A 17,232-nucleotide genomic window follows, 5' to 3' on the forward strand; every position below is an offset into this window, starting at 1 on the left:
GCTCACTTCAGCCTGCTCGACGCCAGGATCGACACCAGGTGCAGGAGCGTCTGCAGCAGCGCGATGCCGGCCAGCACCGCGACCATGAGGCGGCTGAAGAACAGGTCGTCACGGACCGCGTCGAGGACGGCGGCCGCCAGGATGACCAGTGACGCCTCGACCCCGAGGATCAGCCGGTGGAACTTGAGCGCGCCGGCGGCCCGGCGGGCGAGCGCCATCCCGGACGAGCGCGGCTCCGACGCGGCCTCCTTGACCGGCGGCAGCCCGCCCTGGTGGCGGGCGACCCCGACCAGGTCGGTCTCGGCCTTGATCAGGATGGCGCCGAGGGCCGCGAGCGTGCCCAGGAAGGCCCAGAGCCAGTCGATCCGTCCGGTGCCCCACAGGTCCGCGGCGCGCAGGCCGAAGCCGACCAGCACGGCCGCGTCGCAGAGGTACGCGCCGACCCGGTCGAGGTAGACCCCGCCCAGCGAGAACTGCTTCTTCCAGCGGGCCACCTCGCCGTCGACGCAGTCGAGCAGCAGGTAGAGCTGGACCGCGAGCACCCCGAGCAGCGCGCCGGGAATGCCGGGAACGAGCAGGGCCGGCGCGGAGAGCACTCCGGCGACCGTCATCACGTAGGTCAGCTGGTTGGGGGTGACCTTGGTGTTCACCAGGTGCCGGTCGATGCGCAGCGAGATCTCGCGCATGTAGAGCCGACCAGCCCAGTGCTCACCGCTGCGCCGGTCCTTCACACCCGGGGGGTGCACGACCGGACGGAGTTCAGCTATGGATGGCTTTTGCATAGTCGGCGTACGCGTCCCTGATCTGGTCGGTGGACAGGTTGAGGTGTTCCAGGACGGTGAAGCGCCCCGGGCGGGTCTGCGGGGCGTAGTCGACGGCCTGGACGAACTCGTCGGCGGTGAACCCGATCTCCTCGGGCACGACCGGCAGGCCGTGACGGCGCAGGGTGGCCGCCATGAGCAGCGACTCCTCGCGCGCTCCGCGCAGATGCATGGCGAAGCAGGCGCCGAGGCCGACCTGTTCGCCGTGGCTGGCCGCGCGCCTGGGGTACAGCAGGTCGAAGGCGTGGTTGATCTCGTGGCAGGCGCCCGAGGCGGGCCGGGAGTCCCCGGCGACGGACATCGAGATGCCGGTCAGTACGAGACCCTCGGCCAGCACCTTGAGGAAGGCGTCGTCGCCGATCCCGCCGGGGTGGCGCAGCACCGCCTCGCCGGCCTGGCGGGCCATGGCCGCGGCGAGACCGTCGATCTCCTCGCCCTTGACCTCGTGGGCGAGTTCCCAGTCGGCCACGCAGGAGATGTTGGAGACCGCGTCACCGATGCCGGAGCGCACGAAGCGGGCCGGTGCCTGGCGGACGATGTCGAGGTCGATGACCACGGCGATCGGGGTGGGGACTCCGTAGGAGCCCCGGCCGTTGTCGTTGTCGAGCGTCGCGACGGGCGAGCACAGGCCGTCGTGGGCGAGGTTCGTCGCCACCGCGACCATGGGCAGCCCGACCCGCGCCGCCGCGTACTTCGCCACGTCGACGATCTTGCCGCCGCCGAGGCCGACCACGGCGTCGTACCGGTTGCCCTTGATGTCGTCGGCCAGCTTGACCGCCGAGTCGAGGGTGCCGTCGGTCACGGGGTACCAGTGGGCGCCGGGCAGCGCGGGGGTCAGCCGCTCGCGCAGGGCGCGCCCCGAGCCGTCGCTGATCGCGACGGCGAGCTTGCCCGAGGCGGAGATCCGCTGGTCGGCGAGGAGACCGGCCAGATCGTCCAGGGCGCCGCGACGGATGTCGACGACGACCGGGGACGGGATGAGCCGGGTCAGTACTGGCACGCGATCTCACGGCCCTTCGCGAGGTCGTCGTGGTTGTCGATCTCCACCCACGTCACTTCGCCGATGGGGGCCACGTCGATGGTGAAGCCGCGGTTCACGAGCTCCTGGTAGCCGTCCTCGTAGTAGAGGTCGGGGTCGCGCTCGAAGGTCGCCCGCAGGGCGTCCGCGAGCTCCTCGGCGGCCTCGGGCTCGATGAGGGTGACGCCGATGTACTCACCGGTCGCGGTGGCCGGGTCCATCAGCTTGGTGATGCGCCGCACACCCTTGCCGTCCTCGGTGATGACCTTCATCTCCTCGTCGGCGAGGTGCTTCGCCGTGTCGAGGGCGAGGACGATCCGCCGGCCGTCGCCGCGGGCGGCGAGCAGGGTCTTCTCGACGGAGACCGGGTGGACGGTGTCGCCGTTGGCCAGGATGACGCCGCGCTTGAGGACCTCACGGGCGCACCACAGGGAGTAGGCGTTGTTCCACTCCTCGGCCTTGTCGTTGTCGATCAGGGTCAGGGTCACCCCGTACTTCGCCTCGAACTCGGCCTTGCGGTCGTACACGGCTTCCTTGCGGTAGCCGACGACGACGGCGACCTCGGTGAGACCGATCTCGGCGAAGTTGGCCAGCGTGAGATCCAGGACCGTCTTCTCGCCGTCGACAGGCACGAGCGCCTTCGGAAGCGTGTCGGTGTAGGGGCGCAGACGCCGTCCTGCACCGGCTGCCAGTACGAGGCCGATCATGCGGGTTCTCCTTCGTCGTGAACGGCGGGTGCTCCGGAGGACACCCAGAAGCGGATGGACTCCACGAGCACCACCAGTGCCACCGCCACAGCGAGCGTGGTGAGTGCCACGGTGAAAGCCGGATGCTGAGTGAATACGGCGGCGAGTACGGCCACCACCAGGGTGCGGCCCTCGTGCCCACCGATCGTGCGGACCAGCCACTGGGGCGGCGCGCCGGTGCCGCCGCGAATGCGGTACACCGTGTCGTAGTGATGGTAGGCGACGGCCGAGACCAGCCCGAAGGCTGCGGGAAGGGCTCCCGGGACGTCGCTGCGGGCTGCGAGAACAAGGATGGTGCAGTACTCCGCCGCCCTGAATATCGGGGGTACGAGCCAGTCGAGGGCACCCTTGAGGGGGCGGGCCACCGCCACGCCGGAGCAGATCGCGTAGAAGACCGCGGCGAAGATCATCTGCTTGCTGCCGAAGGGCTGCTGGAGCGCGGCGGCGATCAGTGCCCCCGCTCCGACGAGCGCGATCACCGGGGCGCTCCAGGCGCCGCCGATCCGGGGACCGTGCGCCGCGACGAACTGGGCGACCGGTCCGGAGTCGGCCAGCTCGGCGAGCGCCCGCGCGGCGCGGTCGGTGCGTTCGGCCTTGCGGGTCAGCGAGCGCAGCAGCCGTCCCGCGGTGGTGTAGCAGGCGGCGAAGGCGCAGCCGATGAGCAGGGCGTAGAAGACGATCCGGGGCGTGGTCACCGCGGTCAGTACCGCGATCATCGCCCAGCGCTCGCCGATCGGCAGCACTATCATCCGGCGCAGCCAGACGGTCCAGCCGACGCTGTCGAGCCGGTCGGAGAGTGCCGCCGTGGGGCTCGAATTGGCCACCGCGTCGTGGTTGGCCTCGTTGAACGAGAAGTCGATGACGTGCCGGCAGGCCTGGAGCACCATCGCGCCGAGGGCGAGCGCCCATACGTCGTCACCGCCGCGGGCGGCACCGAGCGCGAGGCCCGCGTAGTACGCGTACTCCTTGGCCCGGTCGAAGGTCGCGTCCAGCCAGGCGCCCATCGTCGAGTACTGGAGCGAGTAGCGGGCGAGCTGCCCGTCGGTGCAGTCCAGGACGAAGGAGAAGAGCAGCAGCAGCCCGGCGGCGATGTAGCCGCCGCGGGTGCCGGTCGCCGCGCTGCCGGCCGCGATCAGCGCGGTCAGCAGGGACGCGGTGGTGACCTGGTTCGGCGTGAGGCCGCGGCGGGCGCACCAGCGGGCGATGTAGCGGGAGTACGGGCTGATGAAGAACGTGGCGAAGAAGCCGTCGTGGGCCTTCACGGCGCTGCGCAGCCGCACCGCCTCGTCGTCGACCGCGGCTCGGGCGGTCTCCGCCGCCTCGCGCGCGGGCCCGTCGACCGGGACGGCCGCGACCAGGGAGCCCAGCTCGGGGCGCTGCACGGCGGTGCCCCCGGCGTCCATGGTGACGGCGAGGCGGCCCGGCACGGTGCGGTCGGTGACCGGTGCGTCGGGCGTGCCCGTGGGCACTCCGGCGCCGACGGCCTCGGCGGTGGTGTCCAGGGCCCGGACGAGCGCCGGGCGCGCCTCCGGCTGCGCGGTGAGCGCGCCGGGCACGGTGGCGGCGGGGAAGCGTGGGTCGGTCAGTCCGAGCCGGAGGGCGTGGACATGGCCGACGAAACGGGGGTCGACCAGTGCGACGCGGTGGTCGGCGGGGACGGCCGAGAGCAGCCGTGCGGCCTCGGTCACATCGGCGGCGGCCTGTACGTCGAAGCCCAGTGACCGCAGATCGTCCGCGAGCGACGACCCGGGTACCGATGCACCGGTGAGGATGGCGGTCGACAGACGAACTCACTCCTTGGTGCTGACGGGGTCGGCGCGCGACAGTGCGGCCCGGATGCGGGCCGGCGGCACGTCGGCAGAGGCTATCGGATGAACGGAAGCGCGAGTTCACTGGCCGTTTGCGCTCTGTTCCGGGTGGACCGGCATCATGCGACGCCGCCCGCGATCATCATCGTCGATCGCCACCTCGCCTGACAAAACGCGAGGGCGGGGACCCACTCCGGGACATCGCGCCGCCGCTCTGACCTGCAAGCATTTCCGCAGGTCAGAGCATATGACAACGGTGTTCAGTACCGTGTTGCCGGATACCCCCCACCCGTAGTTGACTGGCAGTACCCGGGGCGACCGCGCCCGGGACCGCGAGAGCACCGGGAGGCGTTCCCCATGGGGGCAGGGCACGACCACGGACACACGCACGGCGGGCCGCCGCCCACCGGCACGGCAGCCGCCGCGTACAAGGGACGGCTGCGGATCGCGCTCTGCATCACACTCACCGTGATGGTCGTGGAGATCGTCGGCGGGGTGCTCGCCGACTCCCTCGCGCTGATCGCCGACGCGGCCCACATGGCGACCGACGCCCTCGGCCTGGGCATGGCGCTGCTGGCGATCCACTTCGCCAACCGGCCGGCCGGGCTGAACCGTACCTTCGGCTACGCCCGCGCCGAGATCCTCGCCGCGCTCGCCAACTGTCTGCTGCTGCTCGGCGTGGGCGGCTTCCTGCTCTTCGAGGCCGTCGAGCGCTTCATCACCCCGGCCGAGACCAGGGGCGGGCTGACGATCGCCTTCGCCCTGGTCGGCATGGTCGCCAACATGATCTCCCTGTCGTTGCTGATGCGCGGGCAGAAGGACAGTCTCAATGTGCGCGGCGCCTATCTGGAGGTGCTCGCGGACACGCTCGGCTCGTTCGCGGTGCTGGTCTCGGCGGGGATCATCCTGGCCACCGACTGGCAGGCCGCCGACCCGATCGCCTCGCTGGTCATCGGCCTGATGATCGTCCCCCGCACCGTGAAACTGCTCAGGGAGACGCTCAACGTGCTGCTGGAGTCGGCGCCCAAGGGGGTCGACATGGGTGAGGTACGGGCCCACATCACCGCCCTGCCCGGAGTGCTGGACGTCCATGATCTGCACGCCTGGACGATCACGTCGGGAATGCCGGTGCTCTCCGCCCATGTGGTGGTGCGCCAGGACATGCTCGACTCGATCGGGCACGAGAAGCTCCTCCATGAGCTGCAGGGCTGCCTCGGTGTCCACTTCGACGTGGAGCACTGCACCTTCCAGCTGGAGCCGAGCGGCCATGCCGAGCACGAGGCCAGGCTCTGCCACTGAAGTCCCCGCTGGGCGGGGCCGTGTAGGGTATTCGCAGAGGCGTTCGGCCTCCCCATGTGCGAGAGAGGAGCTGAGGTTGATGACCGCCGCGACGGCGCCTGCCCGGCGCAGCATCCGGTCCTTCCTCATCTCCCGGGTTCTCGGCTAGCCCCCCGACTCGCACCGGGTCGACACGTTGGCCGGAGCCCTCGTACCCAAGGGTTCCCACGTTGACCGACAACGATCACGCCGTCCGTACCGAGGCGTTCTTCTCCCTGCACCACGGCCTGCCCCGGCAGAGCCCCGGCTCCGATGCCACCACCCGGCGGCTGCTGGAGCTCACCGGCCCGTTGCCGAGCCGTCCGCGCGTCCTGGATCTGGGCTGCGGACCCGGCCGCGCCGCGCTGCTCCTCGCCGCCGAGGCCGGCGCCGAGGTGACCGCCGTCGACCTCCACCAGCCGTTCCTCGACGAACTGCGCGAGGCGGCCGACGCCCGCGGGCTCGGCGACCGGGTCCGTACGGTCCGGGCCGACATGGCCGAACTGTCCGGTCCCGATTTTCCTGACGGGTCGTTCGACCTCGTCTGGGCCGAGGGGTCCGCGTACATCATCGGTTTCGACACCGCGCTGCGTGACTGGAAGCGGCTGCTCGCCCCGGGCGGCTCCCTCGTCGTCAGCGAGTGCGTCTGGACGACGGACGCGCCGACGGCCGAGGCGTGCGCCTTCTGGGAGCAGGAGACGTCGATGCGCCCCGTGGCGGGCAACACCGCCGCGGCGGTGGCAGCCGGCTACCACGTCCTCGCCGTGGGGCTGCAGCCCGACAGCGACTGGGACGAGTACTACATCCCGCTCGCCGAGCGCGTCGGGGCCGCCGGCCCCTCGGCTCCCGGCATGGCGTGGGCGCTCGCGGCGACCCGCGAGGAGCTGGCCATGCGGCGCGACCACGGCACGGAGTACGGCTACGCCTGCTATGTGCTGCGCCCCGTCGACCCCCGCTGGACGACCCGGCCGGAGACGGCGGCCGACGCGGCGGCCGTGCACGCGGTCAACGCCGCCGCGTTCCCGACGCCGGACGAGGCCGCTCTCGTCGACGCGCTGCGCGCCGATCCGGCGGCCTGGCTGCCCGGCCTCGGCCAGGTCGCCACGGACGGCCCGGACGGGGACGTCGCGGCGTACGCCCTGCTGACCCGGTGCCGGGTCGGGGACGCGCCGGCTCTGGCGCTGGCCCCGGTGGCGACGGCTCCGGAGCAGCAGCGCCGGGGTGCGGGTCAGGCCGTGGTGCGGGCGGTGCTCGACGCGGCCAGGCTACGCGGCGAGTCACTCGTCCTGGTGCTCGGCCATCCCGAGTACTACCCGAGGTTCGGTTTCGTGCCGGCGTCGCGGTACGGGATCCGGCCGGGCTTCGACGTCCCGGACGAGGCGATGATGGCCCTGGTGCTCGACGACTCCGCGCCGGTGCCGCAGGGCACGATCCACTACCCGGCCGCCTTCGGCGTCTGACGTACCGTCCGGTCCCGCCGCGCGTCGTGGTGCGGCGGGACCGGACATGCCAGACCCCGAGGTGCGGACAGGCGGCTTTTGTACGGCAGACTTGAGCGGACTCGACGGGACCGGCGCACCGGGCCGGGACCATAGCGAAGGATGGGTATGCCGACCACACCAGCCACCGCGGCGCACAGCTCGTCGAACGGCACAGCAGAAGTGATCATGCTCGAACTGGTCGATGAGGACGGCACCACCATCGGTACGGCGGAGAAGCTCGCCGCCCATCAGCCGCCCGGTCAGCTGCACCGCGCCTTCTCGGTCTTCCTCTTCGACGAGCAGGGCAGGCTGCTGCTCCAGCGCCGTGCGCTCGGCAAGTACCACTCCCCCGGTGTCTGGTCGAACACCTGCTGCGGCCACCCCTATCCCGGTGAGGCGCCCTTCGCCGCCGCCGCCCGGCGTACGTACGAGGAGCTGGGGGTCTCGCCCTCCCTGCTGGCCGAGGCGGGCACCGTCCGCTACAACCACCCCGACCCGGCTTCCGGTCTGGTGGAGCAGGAGTTCAACCATCTCTTCGTGGGAATGGCGCAGGACCGGCTGGACCCGGACCCGGAGGAGGTCGGCGAGACCGCGTTCGTGACGGCCGAAGAGCTCGCCGAGCGGCATGCCCGGTCGCCGTTCTCGGCCTGGTTCATGACGGTGCTGGACGCCGCGCGTCCGGCGATCAGGGAGCTGACCGGACCGACCGCCGGCTGGTGACGGGCGGACGGCACCGGGTGCGGGCGGTCAGGGTCGCGGACTCAGCGGCAGTGCCGCCCAGATGATCTTTCCGCCGCCTGCGGTGTGCTCCACATCGCAGGCCCCGCCCGCTTCCCGGGTGATCTCCCGGACCAGCAGCAGACCGCGCCCGCCGGTCTGCGCGTGGTCCGTCTCCAGGGCCGTCGGACGGTAGGGATGGTTGTCCTCGACGGACACCCTGATCCATTCCTCGCCGACGGCCACCTCGACGGCGAGCTCCGGCGAGAGCAGCGCGGCGTGCTTCACCGCGTTGGTGACCAGCTCGGAGACGATGAGCAGCAGGCCCTCGGCGATGTCGTCGTCCAGCGGCACGCCCTGGCGTTTCAGCAGATCACGCACCGCGTGCCGGGCCTGCGGTACGGAGACGTCCACGGCCGGGGCGGTGAACCGCCAGACTCCCTCGTACGACACGGGCCGGGCGGGGACACTCCCGCGGCTCTCCATAGTCCGGTACCCGCTCTCCACTCGATGGTGACTGCACGTCGGGTACAGAGTGCGGGGCGTAGTCGGTCCGGGCCGTGCCACTGAACAGAAGTCGACTCCTATCGACACATTTTGACCGGGTAGCACACCAAAGACTCAATCATTGGACCGCTTCTGCTCATCTCGCGGGGGTGAGTCGGGCAGCTCTCCGGTCACCCTCTGTTCCGAGACCATGGAGACGATGCGGCGTCCGCCCACCCCCATCGCGATCAGGCCGAGCCCGTCGAAGAGCAGCGCCAGCGAGAAGAAGAGGCCCAGCACGTAGAGGCTGCTGTGCGGCCAGTCGAAGAGCACCAGCAGCCCCAGCAGCAGGCCGAAGGCCCCTTGCAGCAGCGTCCAGCCGAACTGCGGGCCGCGCACCACGACGCTGCCGACGAGGCGGAACACCCCGCCGGTCAGGAAGAGCAGCGCGGCGAACATGGTCAGCGCCTCCGCGGTGCCGTGCGGGTGGCGGATGACGACGACTCCGGCGGCGATGTTCAGCGCGGCCACCACGACGCCCAGCCAGAAGTAGTCGGTGCCGCGGGAATCGATGGCGTGCAGCAGTCCGACGATGCCGCCGATCAGCAGCAGCCAGCCGAACAGGATCATCGAGGTCAGCGTCGCGACGCCGGTGTAGACGAGACCGACGAGGCCGGCCACGACGAGAAGGGTGCCGAGCAGGGCGAGCCAGCCGAAGCTGCGGCTCAGCCTCCTGCCCTCGGTTGCGGGATCGGCCACGAGAAGCTCCTCACGGTGCGTGCCTGGTCGGCGACCCCTTCTTGATCATAGGTTCGAACCGTACGGATAGCATCCGGCGCATGGACCGTACCGAACCCGGGCTGGAGCACGCCGTAGTGGACGGCGTCGCCACCGTCGTCATCAGCAACCCCGCCAAACGCAATGCGATGACGGCCGCGATGTGGAGCGCGCTGCCCGGTCTGCTGGAGCGGCTGGCGGCCGATCCCGCGGTCGGGGTGCTGGTACTGACGGGTGCCGGGGACACCTTCTGCGCCGGTGCGGACATCGCCTCGCTCCGGGACCCGGCAAACGATCCGCAGGCGCTCGCCGTGGCGGCCGAGGAGGCGTTGGCGGCGTTCCCCCGGCCGACGCTCGCGGTGATCCGGGGCTACTGCGTGGGCGGTGGCAGCCAGTTGGCGGCCGCCTGCGATCTGCGGTTCGCCGAGGAGGGCGCGTCCTTCGGTGTCACGCCGGCCAAGCTCGGTGTCGTGTACGCCGCGTCCTCCACCCGGCGGCTGGTGGCGCTGACCGGACCGGCCACGGCGAAGCATCTGCTGTTCTCCGGCGAGCTGATCGACACCGCGCGGGCGCTGCGTACCGGTCTGGTCGACGAGGTGCTGTCGGCCGGCGAGCTGGACAAGCGGGTCGAGGCGTACGTACGAACCCTGGTGGCCCGCTCGCGGCTGACCCAGGCGGCGGCGAAGGAGTTCGCCGCCGGGCGCGAGGACCGGGACGCGTACTGGGCGGAGCAGGCGCGCCGCAGCGGCGACACCGCGGAGGGTGTCGCCGCCTTTCTGGAGCGGCGCGCGCCGCGCTTCACCTGGACGGACTGACGGGCCGCGCCCTACTGGAGGAGGTAGTGGCGCTGGGCGCGGAACTTCTCGACCATGGCCGCCGGGGCCTTCTCCGGCGAGCCCGCGTCGTACGGCGGCTGCGGGTCGTACTCGGTCAGCAGCTGTACGGCCAGGGCGTGTTCGTCGCCCGAGATCCGGCCTGCCAGGGTGAGACCCATGTCGATGCCGGACGAGACGCCCGCCGCGGTGACGTACTTGCCGTCGATGACGACACGCTCGCCGGTCGGCTCGGCACCGAGCTCCTTCAGCACGTCCAGCAGGAGCCAGTGCGAGGTGGCGCGCCGGCCCGTCAGCAGTCCGGCCGCGGCGAGCAGCAGCGAGCCGGTGCAGACGGAGGTGGTCCAGGTGCTGGTGGCATCGGCGGTGCGCAGCCAGCCGAGCAGCGCCTCGTTCTCCATCTGGTCGCGCTGGCCGGGGCCACCGGGAACGATCACCACGTCGGGTGCGGGCACGTCGGCGAGGGTCCTTTCGGCGACGAGCGCGAGAGTGCCGGTGTCGTTGCGCACGGGGCCGGTCCGCTCGGCCACGAACACGGTCTCGGCGCCGGGGGTGCGGGCGAGCATCTCGTGGGGGCCCACCGCGTCGAGTGCGGTGAAACGGTCGAAGAGGACGATGGCGATCTGCATGGGGTTCCCTTTCGCGGTCGAGCGGTCAGGCGGTCGGTCGGTCGGTGGCGGGATGGGTGCGGAAGCGTCGGCGGTATTCGGTGGGCGCGGTGCCCAGGGCCTTGATGAACGCGCGGCGCATGGCCTCCGGGGTGCCGTAGCCGCAGGCGCGTGAGATGCCGGTGACGCCGTCGGTGGTGTCCTCCAGCAGCCTGCGGGCCTGTTCGAGGCGTACGCGGTCGACATAGCGGCCCGGCGTGAGGCCCGTCTCGGACTGGAAGGCGCGCGCGAAATGACGGGGCGAGAGGCGGGCCCGAGCGGCGAGCGCCTCGACGCAGAGGTCCTCGCCGGGGTTCTCGGTGATCCAGTGCTGGACCTCGCGCAGTGGTTCGCGCCGGGCGGTCTGGGCGGTGAGCTGGGCGCTGAACTGGGCCTGGTTGCCGGGCCTGCGCAGAAAGACCACGAGGTGCCGGGCGATGCTGAGCGCGATGTCCCTGCCGTGGTCCTCCTCGACGAGCGCGAGGGCCAGGTCGATACCGGCGGTGACTCCGGCGGAGGTGGCCAGCCTGCCGTCGCGTACGAAGATCGGGTCCGGGGCGACCTCGACGGCCGGATGACTGCGGGCGAGGTGCTCGCAGACGGTCCAGTGCGTGGTCACCCGGTGCCCGTCCAGCAGTCCGGCCTCGGCGAGCAGCAGCGCGCCCGTGCAGACGGAGACGAGCCGTTCGGCGTGCGGGGCGTGCACCCGCAGCCAGTCGACGAGTGCCGGGTCGGGGGTGCGGGTGCCCTCGCCGCCGGGGACGAGGAGGGTATGGGGCCGTTCGGCGTCGGCGAGACCGCCGTCCGGGACGAGGACGAGGCCGCTGCTCGTACGGACCGGGGCGCCGTCGAGCGAGGCGGTGCGCAGTGCGTACCCGGCCCCGGGGAAGCGGGAGGCCCCGGCGAAGACCTCCACCGGCCCGGTGACATCGAGGCTCTGGACGCCGTCGTAGAGGACGACGAGTACGGATCGCTGCGTCATGACTGCCATCCTGGTCGGCCCGGAACATGGCCGCAATGACGAAGAACCCACCTTTTCTGCCATGCCACGATCACCGTGAAGTTCGGCGCCGCCCGGGGTTACCAGGCGTACCGACCGGTCGGTAATGTGCCCTCATGAGTACTCTGCCGCCTCGCGCCGGACGCCGCTGCCACAACGCCATCAACCCGCTGCACTCGACGGTCTACTTCTCCCCCGACCTCGGCAAGGAGCTCGGGGAACTCGGCATCGACGACTCGAACGCCGCCTACTTCGCCGCGCGTTCGGCGGCGATGGGTGCCGTCGGTCCGGGCACGGTCACCGCCGCGTTCTACAACTTCAACCACGACCTCGTGGCCCGGCACCTGCCCGCCGTGTGGTCCGTCGCCTCGCCTCAGGCGGTCCTGGACGCCCGGCTGCGCGCCGCCGACACCACCCTGCGGCGGCTGCTGGGCGAGGAGATCATCGCCTCCCCGGAGCTGGCCGAGGCGGCCGAACTGGCGCTGCGCGCGACCGAGGGGTGCACCCGACACGCCCGGCCGCTCTACGCCGCGCATGCCGATCTCCCGGTGCCCGAGCAGCCGCATCTGGCGTACTGGCACGCCGGCACGCTGCTGCGCGAACACCGCGGCGACGGCCACCTCGCCGCGCTCCTGACCGCCGGACTCGACCCGCTGGAGGCACTGGTCAGCCACACGGCGTCCGGCAAGGGGATGTCCTCGCGCTGGGTGCTCGCCACCCGCGGCTGGCACCGGGACGACTGGGACGAGGCCTGCGAGCGGCTGCGCGGGCGCGGACTCCTGGACGCCGAGGGCGAGTTGACGGAGGCGGGTGTCGCGCTCCGCTCGGAGCTGGAGGAGGCCACGGACCGGCTCGACGCGGCCCCGTACGAGCACCTGGGCACGGAGGGCGTGGAGCGGCTGACCGAGCTGGGGCGCGGGTTCCTGTTCACTGCGGCGTCGGCAGGCGCGTTCCCGGCCGATCTGATGGGCAAGGACTGAGAGCCTGTCGGGCCGACAACGGGGGTGGCCGGGCGACACGGCGCCCGGCCACCCGGCACAATGCAGGCGAAGGGGCCCTGCCCCGGCATGCACAGCCAGTAGAGCCAGTACGAGAAGGCGAGTCGGTAGAACCGTGACGACGTCCATCGAAGGCAGGATCGCCGAGGAGCTCGGCGTACGCGAACGGCAGGTGAAGGCGGCCGTCGAGCTGCTCGACGGCGGGTCGACCGTGCCGTTCATCGCGCGCTACCGCAAGGAAGCGACCGAGATGCTCGACGACGCGCAGCTGCGCACGTTGGAGGAGCGGCTGCGGTATCTGCGGGAGCTGGAGGACCGTCGGACGGCGATCCTCGACTCGGTGCGCGAGCAGGGCAAGCTGGACGAGGCGCTGGAGGCGCAGATCCGGGCGGCCGACACCAAGGCGCGCCTTGAGGACATCTACCTGCCGTTCAAGCCCAAGCGGCGCACCAAGGCGCAGATCGCCCGGGAGGCCGGGCTCGAACCGCTCGCCGACGGCCTGCTCGGCGACCCGTCGGTCGAGCCGCTCGCCGCTGCCGCCGCCTTCGTCGACGCCGACAAGGGTGTCGCGGACGGTGCGGCGGCGCTGGAGGGGGCCCGTGCCGTCCTCACCGAGCGGTTCTCCGAGGACGCCGATCTGATCGGTGAGCTGCGTGAGCGCATGTGGTCGCGCGGGCGGCTGGCCGCCAAGGTGCGGGACGGCAAGGAGGAGGCGGGCGCGAAGTTCGCCGACTACTTCGACTTCGCCGAGCCGTTCACCGCACTGCCCTCGCACCGGGTGCTCGCGATGCTGCGGGGCGAGAAGGAGGACGTGCTCGATCTGGTCCTGGAGCCGGAGGAGCCCTCCGAGACGCCCGGCCCCTCGGCGTACGAGAACATGGTCGCCCGGCGGTTCGGTGTGGCCGATCGCGGCCGCCCCGGCGACAAGTGGCTCGGCGACACCGTGCGCTGGGCCTGGCGGACCCGGATCCTGGTGCACCTCGGCATCGATCTGCGGCTGCGGCTGCGCACCGCGGCGGAGGACGAGGCGGTACGCGTCTTCGCGTCGAACCTGCGCGATCTGCTCCTCGCCGCCCCGGCCGGGACCCGGGCCACGCTCGGGCTCGACCCCGGTTTCCGTACAGGTGTGAAGGTCGCCGTCGTCGACGCGACCGGCAAGGTCGTCGCGACGGATGTCATCCACCCGCACGTCCCGGCGAACAAGTGGGACCAGTCGCTGGCCACGCTGGAGCGGCTGGCGAAGGCCCACGACGTCGACCTGATCGCCATCGGCAACGGCACGGCCTCCCGCGAGACCGACAAGCTCGCCGGTGAACTCATCGACAAGCACCCCGAGTTGAAGCTCACCAAGGTGATGGTGTCCGAGGCGGGCGCGTCCGTGTACTCGGCGTCGGCCTTTGCCTCGCAGGAACTCCCCGACATGGACGTGTCGTTGCGCGGCGCCGTCTCCATCGCGCGGCGGCTGCAGGACCCCCTCGCCGAGCTGGTGAAGATCGACCCGAAGTCGATCGGGGTCGGCCAGTACCAGCACGACCTGTCCGAGGTGAAGCTGTCGCGCTCGCTGGACGCGGTCGTCGAGGACTGTGTGAACGGTGTCGGTGTCGACGTCAACACCGCTTCCACGCCGCTGCTCTCGCGGGTTTCGGGGATCGGCTCGGGGCTCGCCGAGAACATCGTCGCGCACCGCGACGCCCATGGCCCCTTCCGGTCCCGCAAGGCGCTCAAGGACGTGGCGCGGCTGGGCCCGAAGGCGTACGAGCAGTGCGCGGGCTTCCTGCGCATCCGGGGCGACGATCCGCTGGACGCGTCGAGCGTGCACCCGGAGGCGTATCCGGTGGTGCGGGCGATGGTGAAGCGGACCGGCGGCGAGGTCGCCTCGCTGATCGGCAATACGGGGGTGCTGCGGTCGCTGCGCGCCGACGACTTCGTGGACGAGAAGTTCGGTCTGCCGACGGTCACCGACATCCTGAAGGAGCTGGAGAAGCCGGGGCGCGACCCGCGGCCGGCGTTCAAGACGGCCACCTTCAAGGAGGGCGTCGAGAAGATCGGTGATCTGGCGTCCGGAATGGTGCTGGAGGGGGTCGTCACCAATGTCGCGGCGTTCGGCGCGTTCGTGGACATCGGTGTGCACCAGGACGGCCTGGTGCATGTGTCGGCGATGTCGCGGACGTTCGTGAAGGACCCGAGGGACGTCGTGAAGCCGGGCGACATCGTGAAGGTCAAGGTCATGGATGTCGACGTCCCGCGGAAGCGGATCTCGTTGACGCTGCGGCTGGACGACGAGGCGGCGGCCGGTACGGGGCCCCAGGGCGGCGCTCCGAGGCGCGAGCGGGGTGAGCGCGGCGGCCAGGGCGGCCGGCCGCCGCGGCAGCGTCAGGGGCAGGGGCAGGGGCAGGGGCAAGGCGGCCAGGACCGCGACCGGCGCGGTGGCGGCGGTGGCGGCTCCGCCCGTCAGGCTCCGGCACCGGTGAACAGCGCGATGGCGGACGCCCTGCGGCGGGCCGGGCTCACGGACCCGAATCAGGGCGGCAAGAAGCGGTAGCAGGACCGGGCGGGGAGGGGTGTGCTCGCGATGGCCCCCTCCCCGCCCTCCCCCTCGCGGGACGGGTGACCGTGCCCCGGTCCCCCGGGGAAACACCGGACCGGACCGCGAACCGGCATCCCCTTCGCGGCACCGGCATCCACCTCGCGCCATGGGCGCCCCATTCCACGACGACGCGCCGGCGCCCCTTTGTGCGGCGCCCCGCCCTCTGCGCGGCACCGGCCCCCTCGTGATGCTCCGAGGCGTCCGGAACCGATCGTCGGCACACCGGCCATCCGGCCGTCCTGCCGTCCATGGGTGATCGGCCGCAAATGACCTGCTACTGAAGGCACAGGGTCGACCGTGCGCGACCCATTTGGCATACCGGAGCGGGGCTCAGATCTCCGTCACTCTCCCCGCCGCCACCTCGACCCGCCGTGTCGTCCGCACCGCTTCCAGCATGCGCCGGTCGTGCGTGACCAGCAGCAGCGTTCCCGTGTACGACTCCAGCGCCGATTCCAGCTGCTCGATCGCCGGCAGATCGAGGTGGTTCGTCGGCTCGTCGAGCACGAGGAGGTTGACGCCCCTGCCCTGGAGCAGGGCGAGCGCGGCCCGGGTGCGTTCCCCCGGGGAGAGCGTCGTGGCGGGGCGCATCACATGGTCGGCGCGCAGGCCGAACTTGGCGAGCAGGGTACGCACTTCGGCCGGTTCGGTGTCGGGTACGGCCGCGCAGAACGCCTCCAGGAGCGACTCCGAGCCGTGGAAGAGCTTGCGGGCCTGGTCGACCTCGCCGACCACCACGCCCGAGCCGAGCGTCGCATGACCGGAGTCCAGCGGGAGGCGGCCGAGGAGCGCAGCAAGGAGGGTGGACTTGCCCGCTCCGTTGGCGCCGGTGATGGCGACCCGGTCCGCCCAGTCGATCTGCAGCGATGCCGGGCCGAAGGCGAAGTCGCCGCGTACGGCCTGCGCTTCGCGCAGAGTGGCCACGACCGAGCCGGAGCGGGGTGCGGCGGCGATCTCCATCCGCAGTTCCCATTCCTTGCGCGGTTCGTCGACGACGTCGAGCCGTTCGATCATGCGCTGGGTCTGCCGGGCCTTGGCGGCCTGCTTCTCGCTCGACTCGCTGCGGAACTTGCGGCCGAGCTTGTCGGAGTCCGTGGCCTTGCGGCGCGCGTTCTTGACGCCCTTGTCCATCCAGGAGCGCTGCATCTGGGCGCGCCCTTCGAGGGCGGCGCGCTTGTCGGCGTACTCCTCGAACTCCTCGCGGGCGTGGCTGCGGGCGCGTTCGCGCTCCTCCAGATAGGCCGCGTATCCACCGCCGTAGAGGTTGATCTGCTGCTGGGCCAGATCCAGTTCGAGGACCTTGGTGACCGTGCGCATCAGGAATTCGCGGTCGTGGCTGATGACCACCGTGCCCGCGCGGAGCCCCGAGACGTAGCGCTCCAGCCGCTCCAGGCCGTCCAGGTCGAGGTCGTTGGTGGGCTCGTCCAGCAGGAAGATGTCGTAGCGGGACAGGAGGAGGGAGGCCAGCCCCGCGCGGGCGGCCTGACCGCCTGAGAGCGCGGTCATCGGCAGGTCGAGGCCGACGGTCAGCCCGAGGTCGGCCGCGACCTCCTCGGCGCGCTCGTCCAGGTCCGCGCCGCCGAGGGCCAGCCAGCGTTCCAGTGTCTCGGAGTACGCGTCGTCCGCGCCCGGCGCCCCGTCGACGAGACCCTGCGTCGCAGTGTCCATCGAGGCCTGGGCCTCGGCGACGCCGGTGCGGCGGGCCAGGAACTCCCGCACGGTCTCCCCCGCGCGCCGTTCCGGCTCCTGCGGGAGGTGTCCGACGGTTGCGGTGGGCGGGGAGAGCCGCAGCTCGCCCTCCTCAGGCCGGTCGAGTCCGGCGAGGAGCCGGAGCAGGGACGATTTTCCGGCGCCGTTGACTCCGACGAGACCGATCACGTCACCGGGCGCGACGACGAGGTCGAGTCCGGCGAAGAGCGTGCGGTCGCCGTGTCCGGCGGCGAGGTCCTTGGCGACGAGAGTGGCAGTCATCAGGGTGCCGATCCTAATCTGCGCCCGG

The 17,232-nt window shown here is 71.6% G+C and carries 15 protein-coding genes; 6 read left to right on the plus strand and 9 right to left on the minus strand.

Features of this window, described 5'->3' with window-relative positions:
- Positions 1 to 2: 2 nt before the first annotated feature.
- Genes OG520_RS05560 through OG520_RS05575 form a run of 4 tightly spaced genes read right to left on the minus strand, consistent with a single transcriptional unit; the run spans position 3 to position 4,312 of the window.
- Complete coding sequence (locus tag OG520_RS05560; protein ID WP_399329664.1) at positions 3 to 782, minus strand: CDP-alcohol phosphatidyltransferase family protein; 780 nt, start codon at positions 780 to 782, stop codon at positions 3 to 5.
- A complete protein-coding gene (locus OG520_RS05565; protein ID WP_266429752.1) occupies positions 760 to 1,821 on the minus strand; it encodes an iron-containing alcohol dehydrogenase family protein in 1,062 nt (353 codons plus the stop codon). The genes OG520_RS05560 and OG520_RS05565 overlap by 23 nt, the downstream gene beginning before the upstream one ends.
- Positions 1,809 to 2,546 carry a sugar phosphate nucleotidyltransferase gene (locus OG520_RS05570; RefSeq protein WP_399329665.1) on the minus strand — a complete coding sequence of 246 codons (738 nt, stop codon included), beginning with the start codon at positions 2,544 to 2,546 and terminating at the stop codon, positions 1,809 to 1,811. The genes OG520_RS05565 and OG520_RS05570 overlap by 13 nt, the downstream gene beginning before the upstream one ends.
- Positions 2,543 to 4,312, minus strand: coding sequence for a DUF5941 domain-containing protein (locus tag OG520_RS05575; RefSeq protein ID WP_406016425.1), 1,770 nt, complete (start codon positions 4,310 to 4,312; stop codon positions 2,543 to 2,545). The genes OG520_RS05570 and OG520_RS05575 overlap by 4 nt, the downstream gene beginning before the upstream one ends.
- 438 nt (positions 4,313 to 4,750) lie before the next feature.
- On the opposite strand from OG520_RS05575, the gene OG520_RS05580 reads away from it, so the two are divergent.
- The 3 genes from OG520_RS05580 to idi all read left to right on the plus strand — a co-directional run bounded on the left by OG520_RS05580 (position 4,751) and on the right by idi (position 7,911).
- Positions 4,751 to 5,692, plus strand: a complete 942-nt coding sequence (locus OG520_RS05580; RefSeq protein ID WP_399329666.1) for a cation diffusion facilitator family transporter — start codon at positions 4,751 to 4,753, stop codon at positions 5,690 to 5,692.
- 209 nt (positions 5,693 to 5,901) lie between these two features.
- Positions 5,902 to 7,170, plus strand: a complete 1,269-nt coding sequence (locus tag OG520_RS05585; RefSeq protein ID WP_406012390.1) for a GNAT family N-acetyltransferase — start codon at positions 5,902 to 5,904, stop codon at positions 7,168 to 7,170.
- A 147-nt stretch (positions 7,171 to 7,317) separates the two neighbouring features.
- Entirely contained in the window at positions 7,318 to 7,911 is a 594-nt protein-coding gene (idi, locus tag OG520_RS05590; RefSeq protein WP_399329668.1) for an isopentenyl-diphosphate Delta-isomerase, read from the plus strand.
- 27 nt (positions 7,912 to 7,938) lie between these two features.
- Here the strand turns inward: idi and OG520_RS05595 are convergent, their stop codons facing one another.
- Positions 7,939 to 8,394 carry an ATP-binding protein gene (locus tag OG520_RS05595; RefSeq protein ID WP_399329669.1) on the minus strand — a complete coding sequence of 152 codons (456 nt, stop codon included), beginning with the start codon at positions 8,392 to 8,394 and terminating at the stop codon, positions 7,939 to 7,941.
- 135 nt (positions 8,395 to 8,529) lie between these two features.
- Complete coding sequence (locus tag OG520_RS05600) at positions 8,530 to 9,153, minus strand: HdeD family acid-resistance protein (RefSeq protein WP_399329670.1); 624 nt, start codon at positions 9,151 to 9,153, stop codon at positions 8,530 to 8,532.
- 80 nt (positions 9,154 to 9,233) lie between these two features.
- Here OG520_RS05600 and OG520_RS05605 point away from each other — a divergent pair, with 80 nt between their 5' ends.
- Positions 9,234 to 9,986, plus strand: a complete 753-nt coding sequence (locus tag OG520_RS05605) for an enoyl-CoA hydratase/isomerase family protein (RefSeq protein ID WP_406012391.1) — start codon at positions 9,234 to 9,236, stop codon at positions 9,984 to 9,986.
- 11 nt (positions 9,987 to 9,997) lie between these two features.
- Here the strand turns inward: OG520_RS05605 and OG520_RS05610 are convergent, their stop codons facing one another.
- Both OG520_RS05610 and OG520_RS05615 read right to left on the minus strand, forming a co-directional pair.
- Positions 9,998 to 10,633 carry a DJ-1/PfpI family protein gene (locus OG520_RS05610; RefSeq protein ID WP_266429730.1) on the minus strand — a complete coding sequence of 212 codons (636 nt, stop codon included), beginning with the start codon at positions 10,631 to 10,633 and terminating at the stop codon, positions 9,998 to 10,000.
- 25 nt (positions 10,634 to 10,658) lie between these two features.
- The gene (locus tag OG520_RS05615; RefSeq protein ID WP_406012392.1) at positions 10,659 to 11,633 is read right to left on the minus strand and encodes a GlxA family transcriptional regulator; all 975 of its coding nucleotides are present in this window, start codon (positions 11,631 to 11,633) and stop codon (positions 10,659 to 10,661) included.
- Between the two features lie 134 nt (positions 11,634 to 11,767).
- Between OG520_RS05615 and OG520_RS05620 the strand changes: the two genes are divergently transcribed.
- Together OG520_RS05620 and OG520_RS05625 are read left to right on the plus strand one after the other, a co-directional pair.
- Complete coding sequence (locus OG520_RS05620; protein ID WP_399329673.1) at positions 11,768 to 12,631, plus strand: SCO6745 family protein; 864 nt, start codon at positions 11,768 to 11,770, stop codon at positions 12,629 to 12,631.
- A 133-nt stretch (positions 12,632 to 12,764) separates the two neighbouring features.
- On the plus strand, positions 12,765 to 15,191 hold the full coding sequence (locus OG520_RS05625) for a Tex family protein (RefSeq protein WP_406012393.1): 2,427 nt from the start codon (positions 12,765 to 12,767) through the stop codon (positions 15,189 to 15,191).
- 375 nt (positions 15,192 to 15,566) lie between these two features.
- On the opposite strand, the gene OG520_RS05630 is transcribed toward OG520_RS05625, so the two are convergent.
- A complete protein-coding gene (locus OG520_RS05630; RefSeq protein WP_399329675.1) occupies positions 15,567 to 17,204 on the minus strand; it encodes an ABC-F family ATP-binding cassette domain-containing protein in 1,638 nt (545 codons plus the stop codon).
- Between the last annotated feature and the right edge of the window lie 28 nt (positions 17,205 to 17,232).

This window comes from Streptomyces sp. NBC_00984 (genome assembly GCF_045162475.1).
Taxonomy (GTDB): domain Bacteria; phylum Actinomycetota; class Actinomycetes; order Streptomycetales; family Streptomycetaceae; genus Streptomyces.